General features: G+C 63.3%; 16 protein-coding genes. 8 read left to right on the top strand and 8 right to left on the bottom strand.

Annotation, left to right across the window (positions count from 1 at the left end):
- Positions 1 to 39 precede the first annotated feature (39 nt).
- Entirely contained in the window at positions 40 to 699 is a 660-nt protein-coding gene (locus BLQ85_RS20765) for a Crp/Fnr family transcriptional regulator (protein WP_074579877.1), read from the top strand.
- Between the two features lie 14 nt (positions 700 to 713).
- On the opposite strand, the gene BLQ85_RS20760 is transcribed toward BLQ85_RS20765, so the two are convergent.
- From BLQ85_RS20760 to BLQ85_RS20750, 3 genes are read right to left on the bottom strand one after another with little or no spacing between them, the layout of a single operon-like run.
- Complete coding sequence (locus BLQ85_RS20760; protein WP_074579876.1) at positions 714 to 2,594, bottom strand: S8/S53 family peptidase; 1,881 nt, start codon at positions 2,592 to 2,594, stop codon at positions 714 to 716.
- Positions 2,595 to 2,602: 8 nt separating this feature from the next.
- On the bottom strand, positions 2,603 to 3,727 hold the full coding sequence (locus BLQ85_RS24415) for a phosphatase PAP2 family protein (RefSeq protein WP_074579875.1): 1,125 nt from the start codon (positions 3,725 to 3,727) through the stop codon (positions 2,603 to 2,605).
- A gap of 35 nt (positions 3,728 to 3,762) precedes the next feature.
- Positions 3,763 to 5,544, bottom strand: a complete 1,782-nt coding sequence (locus BLQ85_RS20750; protein ID WP_074579874.1) for an adenylate/guanylate cyclase domain-containing protein — start codon at positions 5,542 to 5,544, stop codon at positions 3,763 to 3,765.
- A 485-nt stretch (positions 5,545 to 6,029) separates the two neighbouring features.
- Between BLQ85_RS20750 and BLQ85_RS20745 the strand changes: the two genes are divergently transcribed.
- The 3 genes from BLQ85_RS20745 (at position 6,030) to BLQ85_RS20735 (ending at position 10,729) form a co-directional block, all read left to right on the top strand.
- Positions 6,030 to 6,374 (top strand): 4'-phosphopantetheinyl transferase family protein, encoded by a 345-nt coding sequence (locus BLQ85_RS20745; RefSeq protein WP_139201080.1) that lies wholly within the window; start codon positions 6,030 to 6,032, stop codon positions 6,372 to 6,374.
- A gap of 12 nt (positions 6,375 to 6,386) precedes the next feature.
- Positions 6,387 to 7,484, top strand: coding sequence for a M4 family metallopeptidase (locus BLQ85_RS20740; RefSeq protein ID WP_074579872.1), 1,098 nt, complete (start codon positions 6,387 to 6,389; stop codon positions 7,482 to 7,484).
- A 218-nt stretch (positions 7,485 to 7,702) separates the two neighbouring features.
- Positions 7,703 to 10,729 carry an ATP-binding protein gene (locus tag BLQ85_RS20735; RefSeq protein ID WP_217631835.1) on the top strand — a complete coding sequence of 1,009 codons (3,027 nt, stop codon included), beginning with the start codon at positions 7,703 to 7,705 and terminating at the stop codon, positions 10,727 to 10,729.
- A 7-nt stretch (positions 10,730 to 10,736) separates the two neighbouring features.
- On the opposite strand, the gene BLQ85_RS20730 is transcribed toward BLQ85_RS20735, so the two are convergent.
- Positions 10,737 to 11,393: a class I SAM-dependent methyltransferase gene (locus BLQ85_RS20730; protein WP_074579871.1), complete on the bottom strand. Its 657-nt coding sequence runs from the start codon at positions 11,391 to 11,393 to the stop codon at positions 10,737 to 10,739.
- 18 nt (positions 11,394 to 11,411) lie between these two features.
- Positions 11,412 to 11,942: a hypothetical protein gene (locus BLQ85_RS20725; RefSeq protein ID WP_139201079.1), complete on the bottom strand. Its 531-nt coding sequence runs from the start codon at positions 11,940 to 11,942 to the stop codon at positions 11,412 to 11,414.
- Between the two features lie 364 nt (positions 11,943 to 12,306).
- On the opposite strand from BLQ85_RS20725, the gene BLQ85_RS20720 reads away from it, so the two are divergent.
- Both BLQ85_RS20720 and BLQ85_RS20715 read left to right on the top strand, forming a co-directional pair.
- Positions 12,307 to 13,419, top strand: a complete 1,113-nt coding sequence (locus BLQ85_RS20720) for an adenylate/guanylate cyclase domain-containing response regulator (RefSeq protein WP_074579869.1) — start codon at positions 12,307 to 12,309, stop codon at positions 13,417 to 13,419.
- Positions 13,416 to 16,829 carry a response regulator gene (locus BLQ85_RS20715; RefSeq protein ID WP_074579867.1) on the top strand — a complete coding sequence of 1,138 codons (3,414 nt, stop codon included), beginning with the start codon at positions 13,416 to 13,418 and terminating at the stop codon, positions 16,827 to 16,829. The genes BLQ85_RS20720 and BLQ85_RS20715 overlap by 4 nt, the downstream gene beginning before the upstream one ends.
- Here BLQ85_RS20715 and phhA read toward each other — a convergent pair.
- From phhA to hppD, 3 genes are read right to left on the bottom strand one after another with little or no spacing between them, the layout of a single operon-like run.
- Positions 16,826 to 17,731, bottom strand: a complete 906-nt coding sequence (phhA, locus tag BLQ85_RS20710) for a phenylalanine 4-monooxygenase (RefSeq protein WP_074579865.1) — start codon at positions 17,729 to 17,731, stop codon at positions 16,826 to 16,828. The genes BLQ85_RS20715 and phhA overlap by 4 nt on opposite strands.
- On the bottom strand, positions 17,719 to 18,516 hold the full coding sequence (locus BLQ85_RS20705; protein ID WP_074579891.1) for a transporter substrate-binding domain-containing protein: 798 nt from the start codon (positions 18,514 to 18,516) through the stop codon (positions 17,719 to 17,721). Before BLQ85_RS20705 ends, phhA begins: the two co-directional genes overlap by 13 nt.
- 52 nt (positions 18,517 to 18,568) lie before the next feature.
- Positions 18,569 to 19,714 carry a 4-hydroxyphenylpyruvate dioxygenase gene (gene hppD / locus BLQ85_RS20700; protein ID WP_074579863.1) on the bottom strand — a complete coding sequence of 382 codons (1,146 nt, stop codon included), beginning with the start codon at positions 19,712 to 19,714 and terminating at the stop codon, positions 18,569 to 18,571.
- Between the two features lie 117 nt (positions 19,715 to 19,831).
- On the opposite strand from hppD, the gene BLQ85_RS20695 reads away from it, so the two are divergent.
- Together BLQ85_RS20695 and BLQ85_RS20690 are read left to right on the top strand one after the other, a co-directional pair.
- The gene (locus tag BLQ85_RS20695; protein WP_007867295.1) at positions 19,832 to 20,305 is read left to right on the top strand and encodes an Lrp/AsnC family transcriptional regulator; all 474 of its coding nucleotides are present in this window, start codon (positions 19,832 to 19,834) and stop codon (positions 20,303 to 20,305) included.
- Between the two features lie 255 nt (positions 20,306 to 20,560).
- Entirely contained in the window at positions 20,561 to 21,307 is a 747-nt protein-coding gene (locus tag BLQ85_RS20690) for a GNAT family N-acetyltransferase (protein ID WP_074579861.1), read from the top strand.
- Positions 21,308 to 21,540: the final 233 nt, after the last annotated feature.

Genomic DNA, 21,540 nt, shown 5'->3' with positions numbered 1-21,540 from the left:
GCCGCAGGGGGGCGGCAACGTGCTAGATTACGACTCATCATGAGTCCGCATATACCTCCCGAAGAAGATCTTTACGCCCACTTAACCCCTGAATTACGCACCCTGGCCATGCGCGGCGTGGTGCGCACTTACCCCAAGAAGGCGGTTGTCATCAACGAAGGGGAAATCGGGGACAGCCTGTATGTGCTGCTCAAGGGCAGTGTCAAGGTGTTTTCCATGGACGAAAGCGGCCGTGAAATCACCTACGGCCGGATTCACTCAGGCGACTACTTTGGCGAAATGTCGCTGGACGGCGGGCCTCGCTCCGCCTCGGTCATCACCCTGGAGCCCTGCACCTGCGCCGTGCTCAGTCGGACCGAAGTGAGCGAACACTTGGTAGATGAGCCGGGATTTGCCATCAATCTGGTGGTTCAGGTTATCCGCCGCGCCCGCACCGCCACGGAAGCCGCCCGCAATATGGCGTTGCTTGACGTGTATGGGCGATTGATTGCCGTGCTGGAAGCCCACGACGATGTCGCGACCCGCGATACCGCCGAGGGAGTCACCTTGGAGGCAATCACCCACCAGGATATCGCCAGCCGCGTCGGCGCCTCGCGCGAGATGGTGAGCCGTCTGCTCAAAGACCTTGAAAAGGGCGGCTACATCGAAATGGGCACCAAGCGCATCACTCTGCTCAAGAAATTACCCAGCCGCTGGTAGCGGCTAGGGCAGTTCTATAGCGCATTAAAGATGCGCCGTGTTTCCTGCGGCGCCGCGGCGCTGGTCCCCTTCAGGCGGACGGCCGAGCCGCTATAGGTACCCGCAGCCCGAACACCCGTCAGGGCTGGATTTTCATCGCTGTGCGCCGCCGTGCTGGCGGTCTTTACAACGCCGGGACGCTCGGGCCTGCCTGCATCGGGGTCCGGCTTTTGCGGGGAGTAATGCGCCCAGTGTGAGCCCACGATCCGCGTGCCACCCACGGATACCGTCTTGCGTCCGGTGGCAATGCTGTTGAAATTGCCGCTGCGCCGGATCAAGGTCGGATTGTCAGGGTGATCCACGAATGACCACGGGTTCCCGCTCATGTCGTACAGCTTGTCTTCAAAGTGCGATTGGCGCCCGCCTCGCGGGCCGGTCACCACATCGTCACGTTCCACATAGGCGTCTATCGTGACCTTGCCCGGCTTCGTGTTGGTCAGCTTGATCTGCCACACGCCGCTAGGGGCCGTGGCGACACCCTTGTCGAAACTGAAGGTGGGTGCCAAAGCGATCAGCGCGCAAGTGCCGTGTGTGCCGGTTGCCACGCTTTTGGGGTAAATCAGCGCGCACAGCGGCTGCGTGCCGTTGCCCGTCCACATGCGGGACTCGCCGAAGCCCAGGGCTGGCAGTGCAGCCTGTCCAGATGGCGTGATCTCTATCCGGATGCCATGAGCCTCCGGCGGCAGCCATAGCTCCAGGAAGTTCTCGGTGGCGTCATCGGGTTGCCCGCGCCAGTGCAGTACTGCGTGCTCATTTTTTGCCAAGGTCACGTTGGCGTGCGTGCGCAACTGGTAGCTGTTGCCTGCCGCCAGCACGATCCGCAGCCGCTGGCCGCACAGCGTGATCAGCTGGTCCATTGCGGCTTCCAGCAGCGAACTTCCGTCATGCGGCCCGGCCACGGTGCCGAAGCTGATGTTGGTTACGATTTTCGCGTCATGCGCGCAGCGGGAAAGAACGTACATCAATCCATCAAGGACGTGTACGTTCATCGAGCCGCCCGAAGTATCGGCCACGGTGTCGTAGTCCAGCTGCACGGCGATGATGTCGCAGCGGCTGGCATCGTCGTCGGCCAGCGCCCAGCTGGCCGGCCCGTCGAAGCCTGGTGGAAGATCGGCTACCTGTGCCAGCAAGGTTCGCGGGCCGCACGCCAAGTCCAGTACATGTGTGCCATGACTAATGCGCTTTCGCAGAGTCTCAAGTTTGAAATGCGCGTAGACCGCACTCTCGTCCACCACACCGTCGTAGGTGCGCTGTTGCATCGCATGGTTGATGTCGGCGGCCGTGAGTTCATGCCCATAACCAAGGCCTGATGGCGTGCCGCCCACACCTTTGCCGTCTTGCCGCCAGAAGTACCTCGTACGAGCCTTGCCCTTGTGCAGGAAATTGGCGTTGGCGAAAGCCAGGTCGTCATCGATGACCGCCATCACCTTGCCCTTGAGCAGGGGCTGGGTGTGGCTCTTGCTGGTGGAGCCCAGGCCGTCGGTGTGCGGACCCGCGGCCAAACCCAGTTCCAGCCGCCTGACCAGCGCATGCAGGCTGCCGCCAGGCTGGATGTGCTTGAAGAACGCCGGCCTGACGCGGGCCGTGCAGTAGCGCAGCCCCGCCGGCGCGGCGCTGGAGGTGTACACCGGAGGCACATGCAGCCATTGAGGCGAGGCCGCGCCTATGAATTGGGCGATGCTGGTGCCGGCGCTGAGCTCAATCGCCACGGGCAGCCACTTCGGCTGCTTGTCGCCGTAGCCCGCAAACCGGTCGGTTTCAGCCCACACCAGATAGGGGTCAAAGCCATTCGTTGCGTCGGGCTTGGACCAGTCGATACCGGTGAACCCGCCTTTTGGAAGTTTGCTCCAGGTCATGACTATCCTTACTGGAGGGGTTTCCACTCTTTGACGGCCTTGGACCACATGAAGGCCAACAGCGGCGAAGCCGCAATGTTGCCGACCTTGCCAAGGTATTCGTAATAGCCGCTGTGGTGGTCGTCCATGGAAACGCGCAGGTCAAAATCGACTACACCGCCTTGCGGGGTGTGGAACTTCCGGCCGTCGAAGCCGCGCTCGTGAAGCTTGTTGTTGCCGAGGCAGCGTGCCACCAGGAAGTCACCGAGTGCCGTGCCGAGCAGCCTTCCCACGGCGCTGTCCACGGGATAGTGCAGGCCTGCCACCGTGCGATTTACCGCGATACGGGCCGCTTGCCGCTCCAGCTGCTCACGGAATTTGGCGCCCGTGCCATTGGCATTCTCAAGCAGGGCCAGCAACACTGTGGCCACGGTGAAGGCTTCCGTCGCGTGCCCGCTGGGCCAGCTGGCGTGGCCGGGGGTATCGATCATCGGCTGAACTTGCGGTGACAGCTCCATGGGGCGCGGGCAGGCGAAGGCATGCTTGAAGCGCATCTCCACATCCGAGGCGAGGAGGAGCGACAGCGTTATCAGTTCCAATGTCCATTTATGGCGGTGCGGCTGTAAGCCCACAACGGACCCCCAATAGGGCACTTGAGGGGTCGTCTGGCTGAGGATTTCGCTACCCCGGTCTTCACGCAGTTCTGCGTAGTTGGCAACCAACCCGACCTGTTGTTTGAAGACCTTCGCGGTAGGACGTATCAAGCGGACAACGGTGTGATCCTTGAGCGGCCTCCTGTTCAAGTCAACAAAGCCCAGCGTCACCGATTCCTTGGCTTGGTTGACATCGAAATGCAGTCCGCCCAACAGTTCAAGCTCACAGACTTGCAGCCGCCGTTCGGCTGCCCATTGCGTCAGGCGATCTGCCTTGTCGATAGGAAGGGGCAGGTTCACCGGCAGGGTGGGGCCTTGGAACGGCCCGACGAGAGCTGAGCGGCTTTTTGTCAGGCCGTCCGCAAGCAGCGGGTCCGAGCTGGCCGCCCCCAAACCGCCAAGCCCCCCCAAACCGCCAAGCCCACCGAGCCCTCCCAAACCGCCCAATCCGCCAAGGCCGCCAAGTCCCCCCAAACCGCCCAGTCCACCAAGACTACTCATTGCCAATTCTCCTCGTTAAGTTGAAACCACTCTCATTATTCAGGCAGGCCGGCGAGCTTCAGCGCGTTGGCATAAGCTTGTCCGACCGGGTACTCGCTGCTAGGTGAGCGTTCACGAAATTTGCTAACCGTGAAGGTCGGCTCCAGTTTCAGCAGGCTGGTAACCGTCGCAGATGCAGCTTCCAGTTTTCCCGACATTGCCTGAGCTATGGCCAATGCACGGTATGTGGATGTATGCGTTCTGTTGCTGCGCAGTGACCGCAAGGCAAGTTCGATTGCACGCTCATACTGAGCGGCCGATACGGCGGCTGACGCCGCCAATGAATCATAAAAATACCGTATTGGGTCGAGAGGAGACAATCGCAGGGCGCGCTCGCTCGCGTCAAACGCCGCGCCTCCGTCTCCCTTGAACGCATTAAGCGTTCCGGTCAACAGCCATGCCAGGGACTCATTGGGGTTGACGCTTAGAGCTGCCTCGTAGCGTTGTGCAGCGACTTCCAGATTCTTCAGCAAATTTGTGTGAACGAAGCCATCTATCGTGAGCGCCAGAGAAGAGGTTGGGTCAATGTCGAGGGCTCTTTTGGTGCAATCCAACGCAAGCTGTTTCTCTTTCTCTGGGTTTTCCGCCCACCCCTGCTGTACCCGCAGTACATGCCATTTCGCCAGCCATGCGTAAGGAGTTGGATGGCGGCGGCTGCGGTCGATCAAGTGTTCCAGCATCGCGCGAGCGCGGTCAAACTCACTAAACGCCGTGCGATGCATCAGTGCTACCGAACCCAGCAGCAAGGTATAGCCGTCCAGCGTCGGCAGGGCCTGACTTTGGGCTCGCTCCAATTGCTGGGACATGACGGAAGAGCTGATGGCCGCCACCACCCGCGAAATCAGCTCGTCATCCGTGTCGAACACGCCGTGTACTTGCCCTTTGAGATTTTCGGCCCACACCAATTTCTCGGTTTTGGCATCAATCAGTTCCACAAACAACGCCAATTGCGTGCCCACACTGCGGCAGGTGCCCGAAAGAATATAGCTGGCACCCAGGTGCGTGCGGATATCCTCAATTGCCTCTTGCCGCCCACGGAATACCGTCGTGGACAGCCGCGAGATCACGTGCAGTTCCGAGGTCCGGGACAGTGCGGCGATCACCTCGTCGGCTAGCGCTTCGCCCAGCATTTCATGTCCGGGTTCAGAACTGCGCATCGCGAAGGGAATGACGGCAATAGTGGGGCGCAGGTCAAGACGCACTGCACTGCTGAGGGCGATCACCGGATGCTCCCCTGGCGGGGCAACGCGATAAGCGCGGACGGGCTTTTCAACGTGCTTGAGGTGGCACTCGCCCAAATCCTCGAGGTCGGCATCCAGGTTGGCGGTGAGGTTGTCGCGCAATGCGGCCGTTACCACCAGTTCCCCGGGACCGGCCAAGGTACAAAAGCGCGAGGTCAGATTGACGTCGGTTCCATAAATGTCATGCTGGTCCGTCACAAAGCTCGCCAGGTGGCCGCCTATGCGCAAATGCATTTGCTGCTCAGGCTTCAGGCCGGAATTGGCCTGCTGGCTGAAATGCTGCATGGCAAATGCCGCCTTGACCCCACCTTGAGCGTTAGCAAATTCCAGCATCAGCCCGTCACCCAGGCTTTTGACGATGCGGCCGCCATGCTGCGGCAGAATTTGCTGCTCAGCTTGCAGCACCAGTTGTTGCCACCTCTGTACGAAACCATCTTGATCCTGCTCCATGATCCTGACGGACTCCACCACATCCATGACCAGCAGCACCTTCGTGCTTCGGCCCATGTGGGTAGGTAATTCGGTCGGGGGATTCATCGTAAATGGTGTAACAAAGTTTTACCTCCTCATTTTGGAGGAGAACGCGGGTAATGGAAATACTGTGCGCGGCTTTATCTACAGAAACATCGGAATTGTTATGCTTGAGCAAAACCCATGGTAGATTGCATTTAGCTGCGGTTTTGATGCACTAAAGGTCCGCTTTGCGGCTGCCTTATACAAAAACTGGGATGAACGTCGCCGTCCTATGTCGCGGATGGGCTAGCCGCCTTGGGGAAAATATCGTCCGCAGTGTTCAACTTCTGGTCCTGTGCTGAAGGCGATAGGGTGCCAGGTGAGCGAAAAGACCATCGGGATTTGAGATTGGATTATTAATTTTGCGCGTACTAATTGGGGCCGGTGTTTTTTCAGCGACAGGCTCCCTCCCGTTTCAAATATTGCCTTTTCTGATTCTGTCTCTCGTGTCGGAAGGGCGCATTGATATCGTTTATGCCGGATGGGTGGGCTCTGGATATCTCATTGGGATGCTTTTCAGCACCCTGTTATCGCCTCTTTTCAGTGTGATCATCACGCTGGGACAGTTCTGCGTGCAAAAGAGCTATTCGACGCTTGCGTACTTCCTGCCGCAGCAGTATTCCGGCATCGTCCCGCCCGAAGAGCGCCGTCAGCGCCAGGCAACGCGCGCGGTGCTGCGAATGGTGCTGCGAATGGTGCTTGGGCGTACCGGTGTCGCTGCCGCTGACGTTCGCATTGGCACGGGAGCCTATGGCAAGCCTTGTTTGGTGGATTGCCGTGCCATCGGCTTCAGTGTGCCGCATTCGGGCGGCTTGAGCCTGTTGGCATTTGCGCCCCGGCTTTTTTCGCAATGAAGGGCCGAATTCGTGAAACCCGCCTACCGCTGTTTTTGTTTTGCCGTCCCGTCCAAGCTCTTTCGCAAGCTTGCCGAAAAATCCGGGGAGGAAGGGCGCCAGCGAATTGACAGCCACATCGAGCACAGCATGCGCTTGCGCACGCATCGCCATGTCTGCGCCAAGCAGGCGCCCGCTCCCCGCACGGTCCAGTCTCCCCAGGGCTTCATGCCTGCACAGGCTTACCGCCGCAGTATTTTTAATGCCGGCTTCGACACCGACCTGCCGGGCAAGCCGGTGCGCCATGAAGGAGACAAGCCGGTCAAGGATCGCGCTGTGAACCAGGTCTACGACAACACCGGCATCGCCCTGGATTTTTTCCACCAGGTTTTCGGGCGGGATTCCCTCGACGACCGCAGCATGCGTGTGGAGTCGGCCGTGCATTTCGGCAAGGACTTTGCCAATGCCATGTGGACCGGCGAGCAGATGGTCTACGGCGACGGCGACGAGAACGTGGGGGGCTTCACCGAGGCGCTGGACATCATCACCCACGAACTGAGCCATGGCGTCATCCAGCACATGATTCCCGGAGGGCTGGGTGTGGTCAAACTGGCGCGCAAGGACCGCGAGTTCGAGGAGCAGACGCATGTGCTCCAGGGCCAGGCCGGCGCCCTCAACGAGTCCTTCTCCGACGTCATGGGCAGCATGGTCAAGCAGTGGCATCTGGGCCAGACGGCGGCCCAGGCCAACTGGCTGCTGGGCGAAAACATGCTCGCGCCGCAGCACGGCAAGGCCATACGCTCGCTCAAGGATCCCGGCAACCGCAAGCTGACCTGGTACGACGACGACCAGTTCAAGACCATGGAGCAATATGTGGATGGCGCGGACGTCCACGACAGCTCGGGTATTCCCAACCATGCGTTTTACCTGGCAGCCAAAAAAATAGGCGGCTTCTCCTGGGAGAAGGCCGGCCCCATTTGGTACGAGGCCTTTCCCAAGCTCAAGCCCAAGGCCAGCTTCCTGGATGCGGCGCGGGCAACAAGCCGTGTGGCCAGTGCGCGCTTCGGCAGTAAGTCAAAAGAGTACATGGCCGTGGTCTCGGCCTGGCAGGCCGTGAAGGTCCTCCCCTAAGAAGCTATTCTCAGACAAAGCCACTCCAAGCTACTAATGCCTTGATTTGTTGCGGGGCTCGTGCAACGATTCGCTCAGTGGTTTTTCCTGTTGTGGAGAGGGATAAATAGAAGATGTCGTTGCGCTGCGTTTCGTGCCTGACCGTGAATCCGGTGAGCAACCGGTTTTGCGGTAACTGTGGCGCCGCCTTCGGGCTCAGTGTGCAAGAGCCGTCCAATTTGCCCTCGCCGGTCTCTGAAATCCAGTGGGGTGCACTCAAGCACGCCACCATTCTTTTTGCAGACGTCGTCAGTTCTACGGAGCATGTGGCCGGCCTGGACCCCGAGCAGGCCATGGAGCAGTTGCGGCCCGCCGTGCAGCGCATGTGCAATGCGGTGGAGCGTTTCGGCGGCACCATCGTGCGCACGCTGGGTGACGGCATCATGGCCTTGTTCGGCGTGCCCCGCGCGCTGGAAGGCCACGCCAGCCTGGCCTGCGAGGCCGCGCTGGCGATGCAGGCGGCTTTCGAGGGCCCCGACTCGAGCCTGCGCATACGGGTCGGCCTGCATTCGGGCCAGGTTGCCCTGGACCCCGAGGCGGTCGACGCCACCCGGGGCGGCGGCGTGCACGGCCATGCGATTCACCTGGCCAGCCGCGTGGTGGCCCTGGCCGAGCCCGGAGGAATCTGCATGACGGCCGACTGCCTGGCGCTGGTGCGCTCGGCTTGCGACGTCCGGCCCATGGGCAAACACCCGCTGCGCGGCATCACGGAGCCCGTCGAACTGCACGCCCTGCTGGGCATGAAAAACGACGTGCAGCACCACAGCTTTCATGAGGCCGCGCTGTCGCTTTTTCGGGGACGGTCGCAAGAGCTGGCCGCGCTGCAGGACGCGCTGCGCAATGCCGAGAACGGCGAAGGTTCCGTGATTGGTTTGTCCGGCGCGCCCGGCTCGGGCAAGAGCCGGCTCTGCCACGAATTTGCCCAATGGTGCCATCTGCGCCATGTGCCCGTCTTCGAGGTCAGGACACAGCTTTACGGCCATGCCACGCCCTTGCAGCCGGTCCTTCAGTTGCTGCGCAGCTGTTTTTTCCACATCACGCCGGCGCAGGATGCCGCCGCCGCGCGGGAATGCATTGTGCGGGGGCTCGCAAAGCTGGGCGCCGTCTCCGCGGACGACCTCGCATTGCTCAGCGAGTTCCTCGGCGTGGCCGACGCGAACAGCCAGCTTTGCACACTCAACCCCAAGGCGCGGCGCGCCCGGCTGCTGGGCTTGCTGCATGAACTGGTGAAGCAGGCCGGCGCCGCCACCTCCGTCATTGTTTTTGAAGACCTTCATTGGCTGGACGACGCCAGCGCGGAGTTCCTCTCGGCCTTGGTCGCCGCTGTCGCCGGAACCAGGACTCTGCTGCTGCTCAACTACCGGCCGGGCTACCAGGCGCCCTGGTGGACGATGCGCCACTTCCGGGCAATTCAGCTGGTGGACCTGAGTTTGTCCGATACGGAAGAGTTGGTGCGCGAGCGGCTCAGGCATTATCCCGAGTTGCTTGATTTTTTCCCGCTTATCGTGGAGCGCTCGGCCGGGAATCCTTTTTTTGCCGAGGAATTGGCGCACTCGCTGATTGAAAAGAGTGCCGCACTGGCGGCTTCAAGCCAGAAAAAATCCGATGTCGCCTCGCTGGCGCATGCGCTGCCGGCGACCGTGCAAGCCGTCATCGGCGAGCGCATAGACCGGCTGGTGGTCACCCAGAGAACGCTGCTGCACGTCTGCGCCGTGATCGGCAAGGAAATTCCGCTGGCCGTGCTGCAGGACGTCGCCGTCTACCTGGTGAGCCAGCTGGAGAGCGGCCTGGACGGTTTGTGCGAGGCCGAGCTGCTGCAGCTGCTGCGCGAGATCGCGGGCGGGCGGCGTTTCGCTTTCCGCCATCCACTCATCCAAGAGGTGGCCTACAGCACGCAGCTCAAGGCGCGGCGCGCCAACCTGCATGCCGCGGTTGCCATCGCCATGGAGGCGCACTACAGCGCGCAGCCGGGCGAGTTCGCCGCGCTGATTGCCTACCACTATGAAGCCGCCGGGCAGCTGCTCAATGCGGCGCAGCACGAGGCGCGCGCCGCGAGGTGGACCGGCTCCACGAACTCGGCGCAGGCCATCAAGCATTGGCGCAAGGTCTGGACACTGCTGGACGGGCACGAGCGGTCGCCGCAGGTCAACAGCCTGCGGGCCCTTGCCGGCGGGAGAATCGTCTACCTGGGCTGGCGGGAGGGGCTGAGCCCTGAGGAAGTCCAGAAGATCACCCAGGAGGCCATAGGCCATGCCAGCGAGGCCGACAGTCGGCTGGTGCAACTGCTGCTGTTCGCGCAGGGACGAATCCTGCAGTCCGGCGGGGGTGCGGCCGATGACTACGTGGAGTGCGTCCTCAAGGCCTTGTCCCTGACGCCGCCTGGCAGGGACGCGGGGCGGGTCGCGATGCTGAACGTCGCCCTGAGCCAGGCCTATGCCTGGGCGGGCCTGCTGGAGCAAGGCCTGGCGGCCAATGATGCCGCCATGCAGGGCCTGGCGAGCATCGACCAGTTTGACCGGGAGTTCATCGATTTCAGCATTGAACAATGGGTGCTCGGCATTCGCGCGCGCCTGCTGATCCGCATGGGGCGCTTCGACGATGCGAAGGAATGCCTGCAAAAGATGCTGTCGGCCGACGAAGGGCTGGACGATCCCGTGATCGGGCAAATCGCGCATCACCTGTCGGTCGAGCTTGCCTCTTGCTTCCAGAATGCCGCGCTGGCGCACGAGCATTCCAGCAAAGTCTCCAAGATCGCCCAGGAGCATCGAAGCCCTTATTCAAGGGTATTCGCGCTGTGGTGCAACGGCCTGGCCGAAGTGACCAGGGGCGACCTGGAGTCCGCGCACGAAAGTTACTCGCAGGCGCTGGACCTCGTCATGGGCACGCGTGTGGCTGTGGAGTTTGAAACCGAGATACGCGCCAGCCTCGCCGAGCGCCACTACAAGGCGGGTAACCTGGACGAGGCGCTGGTGATTGCGAAAGAGGCGATCACGCTCTCGCAGCAGCGCAGCAACCGCCTGACGGAATGCCGGGCGCTGATTGTCTGGGGGGGCGTGCTGCGCCAGGCGGCGGATGCGGGCGCACTGGAAAAGGCCGTGGTGCTGTTTAACCAGGCGGAAGAATTGATCAAGCTGACGGGCGCCAAAATGTACGAGCAGGCACTGCTCAGCGAGCGGAGCCGGTTGGCCGAACTCATGGGACGGTGACAGGCGCCTAAGCCAGGCGTACCAGCAGCGTGAATTCACGCATTCCGTAGCCCTGCAGCACCTCAACCTGGGCGTGAAAGTTTTTCTCGCAGTAGGACTGCCACACGTCGGGAGGTGTCCTGTAGAGCTCGGTCTGGGCCGTCTCCCCCGGGGCCAGCGGCGCGAGGAAATTCACCGCGAAACCCTTCCGGCTGGCGGCGCGCATGGCGGTCAAGGTTGTTTCGACGAAGTGCGTCCAGAGCGCCTCGCCCTGGTTCAGCTTGACGTTGAAGATGCCGCTGGCCAGCGAGTAGTCGGCCACGCGGGGGCTGGCATTCGCCACCAGAAATTCGGTCTGCGAACGCTTGCCCCACATGCGGCGGGCTTCGTCGATCATTTGCGCCGACAGGTCCAGTCCCAGGTAGTCGATCTTCTTGCGCCGGTGCCGCTTTGCCAGGAATGCCAGCAAAGCCCCGTAGCCGCAGCCCAGGTCGTTGAGTGAGAAAGATGCCTCCGGTCCGCACACACGCAGCAGCTGCACAAAGCGCAACTCCTGCGTTGGCTGGCAGGGCCAAGCCACCCCCAAGGGGGTGGCGCCGTGGGCCTTTATTTTCCCGGAGTAGTAATGCTCAACGTCCCGGTACAGCTGTGCCAGGTGGTCCCCGGCCTGGAGGCTCCCGGTCATGGTGCGCAGCCGGCCCGCTTACTTCTTTTTGGTGGCGGGTTTTTTTGCCGCGGGCTTGGCGGCCGGCTTGGCTGCCGACTGCTTGACCGCCGAGATCGGCTGCATCGGAATGGAAATCGTCAGGTAATCCTGCTCCAGGTAGTGGATGGGCTGGCTCTTGTCGATGATCTTCACTTCCGTGTTCGACTTGTCGCCGCGCATGTCGTGGGAGGTGAAATAGACGGGCAAGGGCGTCTTGGAGGCCAGGTTCCTGATGAGGGCGTCCACGATGGCGGCGTCGCCGTCCAGGCCCTTCTTGTTGGAACCATGGCGGTACAGGTTGCCCAGCAGGTTCTGCCAGAGGTTTTTGACCTCGTTGTTGCGGGCGCCCAGGTTGAGCGCGGCGCAGCTCATCTTGAACGAGCGGCCCTTCTTGAAGAGTTTGAACTCCTTTTGCAGGGCGACCATTTCCAGGATGCCGCCGAAATGCGACTCTTTGCCCTGAGAGGGCGCAAAGCGCAGGTTCAATTCATCCAGCATCGTTCCGATGTAGATGTCGTGTTCTTTCATGAAAAAGCCCATAAGTTTCTCCTGCTGTTTCGGTTAATGGAATGAATGCGGTGTTTTTGTAACTCTGCTACGGGCGTTGAACGCCTCTTGTCAGGAGCCTTGTTTCCCCCGAAAACCGGGCATTTCGTGGGTAAGGGAAAAACTCCTCATTTGGAAGGATATCGTAAGCGAAGTAACAAACTATTACGCCCTCTTTTTGTAGGAGGGATTACCCGGTAAGCAAAGGATTAGACCCGATCTGGCGCTTGTGAAAAAAAACCGGTTCAAAGAGTGCCCTTGCAGCGCGCTTTTTCCGGGCATTGCCGACAAAATAAGGGCCCTAGCTTCCTGAATCCCCCAGAACACAACAGCGAGAGTCCGGTATATGCCTTTGATCGTGGTGATTGATGATGACGCAGGCACGCGCATGCTGGTCACCCAGGTGCTCAAGAAGGAAGGCCATGAGGTCATGGAGGCCGACGACGGCGCCAAGGGCCTGGAGCTGATCCGCGAATTCAGGCCGGATGTGGTGGTCAGCGACATCCAGATGCCCCAGCTTGACGGCTTCGAGGTGCTTGACAGGGTGCGCAACGACGACGCGCTGGCCACCACCGCCGTGATTTTGCTGACCTCGCTGCAGGACCGCACCCACATGCGCCAGGGCATGACCACCGGCGCCGACGACTACCTGACCAAGCCCTTCGCCCCGCAAGAGCTGCGCGAGGCGGTCAACGCGCAACTCAACAAGCTCACCCGGGCGGAGGCCATGCGCGCCCAGGTGGTGGACAAGGCCGTCCAGCTGGCGCTGGTGGAGCAGGGCCAGAAGATCAGCGACCTCTACGAGCTGCGCATGGCGCAGTCGCTGAGCCAGCAGTGGCCCGAAACCGGCGTGGTGCAGGACAACGACAAATTCGCCAGCGCGACGGTGTTGTTCGCCGACATGCGGGACTACGGCCTGTGGACACAGTGCCTGTCCGGCCCGGAACTCAGCGACGTCGTCAAGCGGCTCTACAGCAGCGTCGGCGACACCGTCTACCTGTTCGGCGCGCACTACATGCAGTTTGTCGGCGACGGCATGCTGTGCGTGTTTGTCGACGCCGCCGACACCCAGTCGGTCAACCACGGCCTGCGCGCCATTCGCGCGGCCCTGGGGCTGGCCGATGCCACCAAGCGCATAGACACCTATGTGCGCCAGCGTTTCCCGGAGCGCGGCCTGCCGAACTTCGCACTGGGCGTGGCCTTGCACACCGGCCCGGTCGCCTTTGCGCGCCTGGACGGGCTGATAGGCCGGTCCGGCCAGACCACGCCCATAGGCGACACGGTGGCCGCCGCGCTCAGGCTGTTCCAGGGCCAGCCCTCGCTGGACTGGACCATTGCCGCCAGCGTGCAGGCCACGCGGCTGGTGACCGGCGCGGTGCGCACCGGCCGCCGCGCGCTGGTGCAGATCGCGGGACGCGCCAAGCCGCTGGACACCGTGGAAATCGTGGGGCTGGCATGACCGCACCCCAGGTGGCAGGCGGCCTGCGCGGGCGCAGCTGGTCGCTGCGCGCGGTGCTGGTCACCAGCCTGCTGCTGTTTTCGCTGGTGCCGGCCGCCACCGTGGGCTGGTTTTTGTACCGCAGCAACCTGCAAAGCGTGCAGACACTGGCCGAAAAAACCGTGGACGGCGTGGCGCAGCGGGCGCAGATCAGCACCCAGGAGCACCTGGCGCAGGCCCACGTCGTGCTCAACGGCCTGGTCCAGGACCAGCCCGGCGAGGCCGGCGTGGCGCGCGCCCGCCAGCTGATCCAGAACCCCAACCTGTTCGAGCAGACCGCGTTTGCCATGACCCGCATGACGCCCCAGGTGCCCCACATGGTCCTGGCCACCCATCGCGGTGAATACCTGGGCGTCGAGGCGCTCACCTCGGGCGGCGGCCACGCCACGCAGGTGGCGGTGCGCAAGGAAGGCGGTCAAGGCCGCACCTTCTTTTCCGCCGAGTATGCCGGCGACCGCCGGCAAAAAACCAGCACCGAGGCCGCGAACCATGAGCCCCGCACCCGCGCGTGGTACCAGGGAGCGATGGAGAACAAGGGCCGCAGCTTTACCGCCGTGGCTCCTTCGGAAGCCCACAACCAGCTGCTGATCACCCTGTCGCAGCCTGTTTACGGCGCGGACGGCGGCTCGCTGGGCGTCTTCGCTGTCGATCTGCACCTGGCGCGTCTCAAGGAACTGCTGCAGACCATGGTCTTCAGTGCCCACGGTACGGCTTTCCTGCTCGACGAGAACGGCTTGTTGGTCGCCAACTCCACCATAGACCCGCTGTTCTCCGCGGCGCAGGGCAAGCTTGAGCGCAGGCGACCGATGGACAGCCGTAATGCCATCGTTCGCAGCGCCTACAACGAAGTTGCCTCCAGCCTGGGCAGGACGCTGCCCGACAGCGTGCAGCGCGTGGCCTTTTTGCACCGTGTGCCCATGGAGGGCGACACCCTGATCGTGGTGCTCAAGCCCTTCGGAGAGAGCCTGGGGCTGCGCTGGAGCCTGGTCGTGGCCGCGCCTGAAAGCGACTTTGCCGCCGCCAGCCAGGCCGCCCTGCAGAAAACCCTGGCCGTGATGGCCTTGGCGCTGGTGCTGGGCGCGGGGCTGGCGACCTGGCTGGCCTACCGCCTGAGTCGGCGTTTCCGGGGCTTGAGCGTCGCCGCAGCGCAACTGGCGCGCGCCGAGGTGCCGCAGGTGCAGCAAAACGCCCGCATCACCGAGGTGCGGCAGCTGTCGCAGGCCATGCACGACAGCGCCGAGGAAATCCTGCGCAACCGCGCGGCCATCGCCGCGCAGAACGTCGCCCTGCAGGACGCCAACGAGACGCTGGAGGCGCGGGTCGCCAGCCGCACCGCCGAGCTGGCCGCGTCCCGCGAGGAGGCGCTCGCCGCGGCGCGCGCCAAGGCCGCCTTCCTGGCCACCATGAGCCACGAGATCCGCACCCCGCTCAACGGCGTGGTGGGCATGACCACTTTGCTGGCCGACACGCCGCTGGACCCCGAGCAGCGCGACTACCTGCACACCATGCGCGTTTCCAGCGACCAGCTGCTGGGCGTAATCAACGACATCCTGGACTTTTCCAAGATCGAGTCCGGCAAGCTGGACCTCGAAAACGAACCGCTGAACTTGCTGGCCACCATCGAGGAGGCCTGCGACATAGGCGCGCCGCGCGCGCGCGAAAAAGGCCTGGAACTGCTGGTCGACATGGGCGACGAACTGCCCACCTGGGTGCGCGGCGACGTCACGCGCCTGCGCCAGGTGCTGCTGAACTTCGTCAACAACGCCGTCAAGTTCACCGAGCGCGGCCAGGTCATCGTCTCGGCCCACGTGCTGGAGGACGCTACCCCCGAGCGCGGCGGGCTGATCGAGTTCCGCGTCAAGGATTCCGGCATAGGCATTCCGCTGGACCGGCAGTCCGCGCTGTTCCAGTCCTTTACCCAGGTCGACACCAGCACCACCCGCAAATACGGCGGCACCGGCCTGGGCCTGGCCATCTGCAAGCGCCTGGCCGGCCTGATGGGCGGCGGCGTCGGGCTGGAGTCCGCGCCCGGCCAGGGCTCCACCTTCTGGTTCACCGCGCGGCTGGGCTATGCCGATGCGCCGGAGATCGCCCAGCTGTCCTCGCTGCACATGGTCAGCCTGGCCGGCAAGCGCGTGCTGGTGGTGGACGACACCCCGGTCAACCTGCGCATCCTCGACAAGCAGCTCAGGCGCTGGGGCATGGAGCCCGCCCTGTTCGAGCGCGCCAGCGAAGCGCTGGACTGGCTGCGAAGCCAACCGCCCGTGGACGTGGTGGTGACCGACATGCACATGCCCGAAATGGACGGCCAGACTTTTGCGCAGACCCTTCGCGAGCGCCACCCGGACACCCGCATCGTGCTGCTGACCTCGGGCACCATGCCCACCGGCGAGCAGGCCAAGGTGTTCGACGCGCGCCTGCTCAAGCCCTACCGGCAGTCCCAGCTGTTCGAGGCCATCGCCCGCGTCACTTCGGCGCAGGAAGCGGCCAAGGCCGTGGCCGAAGCCGGCAAGCCCGAGTCGCGCAACCAGTTCATCCTGGTGGCCGACGACAACGCCGTGAACCTCAAGGTGGCCCTGGCCATGCTGGCCAAGCTGGGCTACGAGGCCGCCACGGCCCTCAACGGGCGCGAGGCGGCGGACCGTGTGGCCGCCTCGCTGCGCCCCGAAGGCGGCGTGAGCAGCCGCGACGGCCCGCGGCCCTATGCCGCCGTCCTCATGGACGCCAACATGCCGGTGATGGATGGTTTTGCCGCCTCGCGCGAGATCATCGCGGCCCACGGCGCGGCCGCGCCGCCCATCATCGCGCTGACGGCCTCGGTGCTCGAGGAGGACCGCCAGCGCTGCCTGGCGGCCGGCATGGTGGGTTTCCTGCCCAAGCCGCTGCGCATCGACGAGCTGTCGGAGGCGCTGGCCCGCTACGCCCGCAAACCCGAGGACGCCGGCGCCGCGAGAATCATGGCGGCCGAAGCGGCGCCCGCCCAGGGCCAGCCGGCGCAAGCCGGGGCACCCTCAGTGGTCCTGATGGACTGGAGCCGCCTGGAGCAGTTCAAGGAATTCGACGACGAGGAGCGCAGCATGACGCGCGAGGTGATCGCCCTGTTCGCCAGCGACGCGCCGAACCGCATGGACGACATACGCGCGGCGCTGGAGGCTTCGGACAGCGCAGAGCTCTCGCGGGCCGCGCACGCCCTCAAGGGCGCGGCGTCCAACGTCGGCGCCGAGGCCCTCAGCGACGCCTGTTTTGTGCTCGAGCAGTCCTGCCTGCAGGGCCAGTGGCCTGCCGATGCGGGTCAGCAGGTGGCGCGGGTGTGCGAGCTGGCCGAGCGGACCCGGCACGCACTCAACGACTGGATGGCCAGCCCTGCTTAGGCCGCAGCCTGCGTCCGGGCCAGTTCTTTGTAGAAGGGCGTGAAGTCCGGCTCCGTCAGGCGCAGCAGCGCCTCAAAGCTGTCGATCACGAAGTATTGCTGCTGGAAGGTGTCGATCTTGTAGGTCGAGGACATGCAGCGCAGTAGTTCGGCGTTGTCGCGCAGCGGGATGCGTTTGGGTTCGGGAGACTCCACGCTCCAGGCCAGCTCGCCCGGGCTGCTCAGGATGCCGGCGCCATAGGCGCTGACGTCATGGCTGCCGTTTTTGTCGCGCATCAGGCCGAACTCTATGGTGTACCAGTACAGGCGCGAGAGCATCTCAACCGCGCCGGGAATCGGCTCCGTCCCATGGGTGCCGTGCTCCAGCGCATGCGCCTTCAGCGCGCCCTTGCCGTAGGCCTGGATGTGGTCGGCGTAGCTCGGGTCGAACAGCAGCGGCACATGGCCGAACAGGTCGTGGAAGATGTCGGGCTCGACGATGTAGTCGAACTCGGCCGGCGTGCGTATCCAGTCAGTCACCGGGAATTTGCGGTTCGCCAGCAGCGTGAAAAACGGCACCTCCGGGATCAGCCCCGGCACGCCCACCAGCTGCCAGCCGGTGGCCTTGAAGAGGCGTTCGTTGATGTCTTCAAAGCGCGGGATCGCGTCGCTTGCGCCCAGGCTGGGCAGGGCCTTGATGAAGGCGCTGCAGGCCCGCCCGGCCAGCAGGGCCGACTGGCGCGTGTAAAGGCGCCGGTAGGTCTCGTGGTCCTGCGCGGTATAGGCTGCGTAGTTCTGCGGGCAGGTGTAGTCCGCGTTGACCTGGCCGCCGCGCGCATAGTCGCCGCGCGGCGGCCGGTCGGACTGGCCGTACACCGCCGGCGGCGGGGTGCTGTTGCTCTTGCTGTCGGCTACTTCAGCCATTGGCTCTCCACACGCTGGTATTCGCCGCTGGCGCGCGCCAGGTGCAGCCACTGGTCGACATAGGCCTTGAAGGGCACGTCGCCGCGCGGCAGCAGGTAGGCCATTTCGCCGTACTGCAGCGGCTTGTCGGGGTTGATCGCGCACAGGCCCGGCTTGAGCCTTTGCTGGGTGATGGCTTCGGCCGATTCGGTGACGAACACATCTGCGCGGTTGGCCAGGATTTCGTCAAAAATCGTCAGGTTCTCGGGGTTGAGCCGCATCTGCGCCTGCTTGAAGTTGGCGCGGGCAAAACGCTCGTTGCTGCCGCCCGGGTTGAAGATCACGCGCGTCGTCGGCTTGTCGATGTCGGCCACCGTCTGGTACTTGGCCACGTCGGCGCAGCGCGCGATAGGCGTCTTGCCGTTGACCATATAGGGGGCGCTGAAAAAAGCCTTCTTCTGCCGCTCGGTGGTCACCGAAATGCCGCCCACGGCCAAGTCGCACTTGCCGGCCGTCATGTCAGGCATCAGGTTGGACCAGCTGGTCTTGACCCATTCCGGCTTCACGCCCAGGCTGGCTGTCAGCGAGGCCATCAGGTCCACGTCTATGCCCTCGAAGCTGCCGTCCGGCTTCTGGAAGCTGAAGGGCTTGTAGTCGCCCGGCGTGCAGATGCGCAGCACGCCGGCTTTTTGCACGGCGTCCAGGCTGGACGCGGTCTGGGCCGAGGCGGCGCCGCAGGCGAGCAGCGATGCCGAGGCGAGGCCGAGCAGGGCCAGGGGGCGTTGCAGTTTCAGGCGAAGGGACATGGCAATCTCCGTAAGGGGGTGGTCGATGGGAGCTTTATTGTGCCCCCGCTTTTCAGGCCGCCTTTGCGTCCGCCAGAACCCCGCGGCGCATCTGGTCCAGCTCTATGCTCTCGAACAGCGCCTTGAAATTGCCCTCGCCGAAGCCGTCGTCGCCCTTGCGCTGGATGAACTCGAAGAAGATGGGGCCCAGCTGGTTTTCGCTGAAGATCTGCAGCAGCAGCGCGCCCTTTTTGCCGTCCACCAGGATCTTGCGCTTCTTCAGGTCCGCCACGCTTTCGCCGTGGCCCGGGATGCGCTTGTCGACCAGCTCGTAATAAGTGTCTATGGTGTCCAGCAGCTTCACGCCGCTGGCGCGCAGCGCGTCCACCGTGGCGAACAGGTCGTTGCTGCCCATGGCGATGTGCTGTATGCCCTCGCCCTGGTAGCGGTCCAGGTACTCCTGGATCTGGCCGGCCTTCTCATTGCCTTCTTCATTGATCGGGATGCGGATCTTGCCGCAAGGGCTGGTCATGGCCTTGCTTTTCACGCCGGTGACCTGGCCTTCGATGTCGAAGTAGCGGATCTCGCGGAAGTTGAACAGCCGCTCGTAAAAGCCCGCCCATTCGTCCATGCGGCCGCGGTGCACGTTGTGCGTCAGGTGGTCGATATAGGTCAGGCCGTGGCCCGCCGGGTTCAGCGCATCGGCCTCGACGCCGGGCAGGGGCTCGAAGTCCACGTCGTAAAAGCCGATGTTGCCGATGTCGCCGGGCTGCGCGCCGTTCTTGCCGCGCCATTTGTCGATGAAATAAATGATGGAGTCGCCGATGCCCTTGATGGCCGGGATGTTGAGCTCGCCCGGGCCCGCCGTGTGGGCATAGCCCCAGGCGCCCAGCGAAATCGCGCGCTCATAGGCGAATTTGGCGTCCTTCACGCGAAAGGCGATGGCGCAGACGCTGGGGCCGTGCTGGCGCGCAAAGCGCTGCGCGAAGGAATCGGGCTCGGCGTTCAGGATGAAGTTGATGCCGCCCTGGCGGTACAGCGTCACGTTCTTGTGGCGGTGCTTGGCGATCGGCTTGAAGCCCATGCGCACAAACAGCGCCGCCATGGCGGCCGGGTCGGGGGCGGCGTATTCGATGAACTCGAAGCCGTCCGTGCCCATGGGGTTGTCCCAGGCCGCGCCTTGTTCAAAGTTCAGGGCGGCGTCGTCGCGTGCGTTCATGCGTGTCTCCAAAAATGTGGGGGTATGCATGGACTTTAGCGGCGCCTCCGGGCAGTTTTACTGCGAAATAGGGCGTTTGAATTGCTTCTAACGCAGTAAACCTGCAAAATAAGCGGCATGGAAACACTCGACAAGCTCGATCGCCAGATTCTGCGCAAACTTCAGGACGACGGCCGCGCCACCTACGACCAGCTGGCCGAACAGGTGGGCCTCTCGCCCAGCGCGGTGCTCAGGCGCGTCAAGCGGCTCGAGGAAAGCGGTGTCATAGACCGTTATGTGGCGCTGGTCAAACCCGAGGCGGTGGGCCTGGGCCTGACGGCTTACCTCAACGTACGGCTCGAAAAACACACCGAAAGCCACAAGCGCAACCCCATGGACCTGTTCCGCGCCAGCGTTCAGACCTGGCCCGAGGTGGCCGAATGTGCCGCGCTGACGGGGGAAATGGACTATTTGCTGCGTGTGCTGGTCGAGGACATGGCCCACTACAGCCGCTTCATCATGGACACCCTGCTCAAGCATCCCAGCGTGCAGGACTGCAAAACCAGCTTTGTGCTGGACCGGGTCAAGGCAACCACGGCCGTGCCTTTGTGAGGCTTGGGGGGCGAGTCAGCCCCGCGTCAACAAGCCGGTAGCCAATGGCTCCGTGCTGGATTTGACAGGATGGAGGTCTGAATTTTGTTGTTGCAATGCAACATTTTCGCTGCCCAAAGCTGATTTGCTATGATTTTAATAGCTTAACGAGACCTGTTGGCGGGCTAATTCTGCAATTTCGGCGGACCTCCCTATTCACGGCCTTTGAGAAACCCCTAGGCTGGGAATTCTAGGGAAAACCCTTATATTGAAGCCATGGTTTCACCCGGCACACTTTTAAAAGCATCCTACAACGCGAGCAAGGAGTTCTTCCGCCCGCCTGTAGCAGAGACGCGCGCGCCCCAGCAGCAGCCTGCTGCCGCCCCGCACGTCCAGCCGGTCATGGTCCCCATCCGTTCCATAGGCCCCAGCCACGGGGAACGCATCGCCACCCATTTGCTGGCCCTGGGCGAACACGACCGTTATTTGCGCTTCGGCTACGCGGCCAATGACGAGCAGGTGCGCCGTTATGTCGACGGCCTGAACTTCGACCGCGACGAGATCTTCGGCATCTACAACCGCAAGCTGCAGCTGATCGCCATGGCCCACCTGGCGCATTCGACCGATCCCAATCTCAAGAGCTGCGCCGAATTCGGCGTCTCGGTGCTGGCCCAGGCCCGCGGCCGGGGCTACGGCTCGCGCCTGTTCGACCGCGCCGTGATGCACGCCCGCAACGATGGCGTCGACATGATGTTCATCCACGCGCTCAGCGAAAACACCGCCATGCTCAACATCGCCCGCAAGGCCGGTGCCACCATCGTGCGCGACGGCTCCGAAAGCGAGGCTTACCTCAAGCTGCCCCCGGCCGACCTGGATTCGCGCATGACCGAAATGGTCGAAGAGCAGATCGCCCAGACCGATTACCGGCTCAAGGTCCAGGCCAAGCAGTTCTGGGATTTGCTGGGCGTGATCCAGGAAGTGCGGCAAGGGGTCCGGGACGGTAGGGACCGGATGCCCATGTAGTTTGGGTGACCTGGCCGGTCGGGCTGTCTCTCTGCTGAGGGCGGTTGGCCGGGGGTTGCCCGGCGGCAACTCACTTTTATCGAAACTCGCAAAGCGGGTTTTCTTTTGTTCGCCAAAAGGCGCGCTACGCGCGCGGGGTTTGCGTAACCTCGCTGCGCGAAATGAGCAAACCCCGCGCGCCGCCGGCGCAAGACCCGGCTCAGCTACTACAACCAAAGATTTCGTTCACCCCC

This window comes from Polaromonas sp. JS666, from assembly GCF_900103405.1.
Lineage (GTDB): Bacteria > Pseudomonadota > Gammaproteobacteria > Burkholderiales > Burkholderiaceae_C > Polaromonas.
The sequence above is the reverse complement of the archived record's forward strand: the minus strand, read 5'-3'. Positions and strand labels throughout refer to the sequence as shown.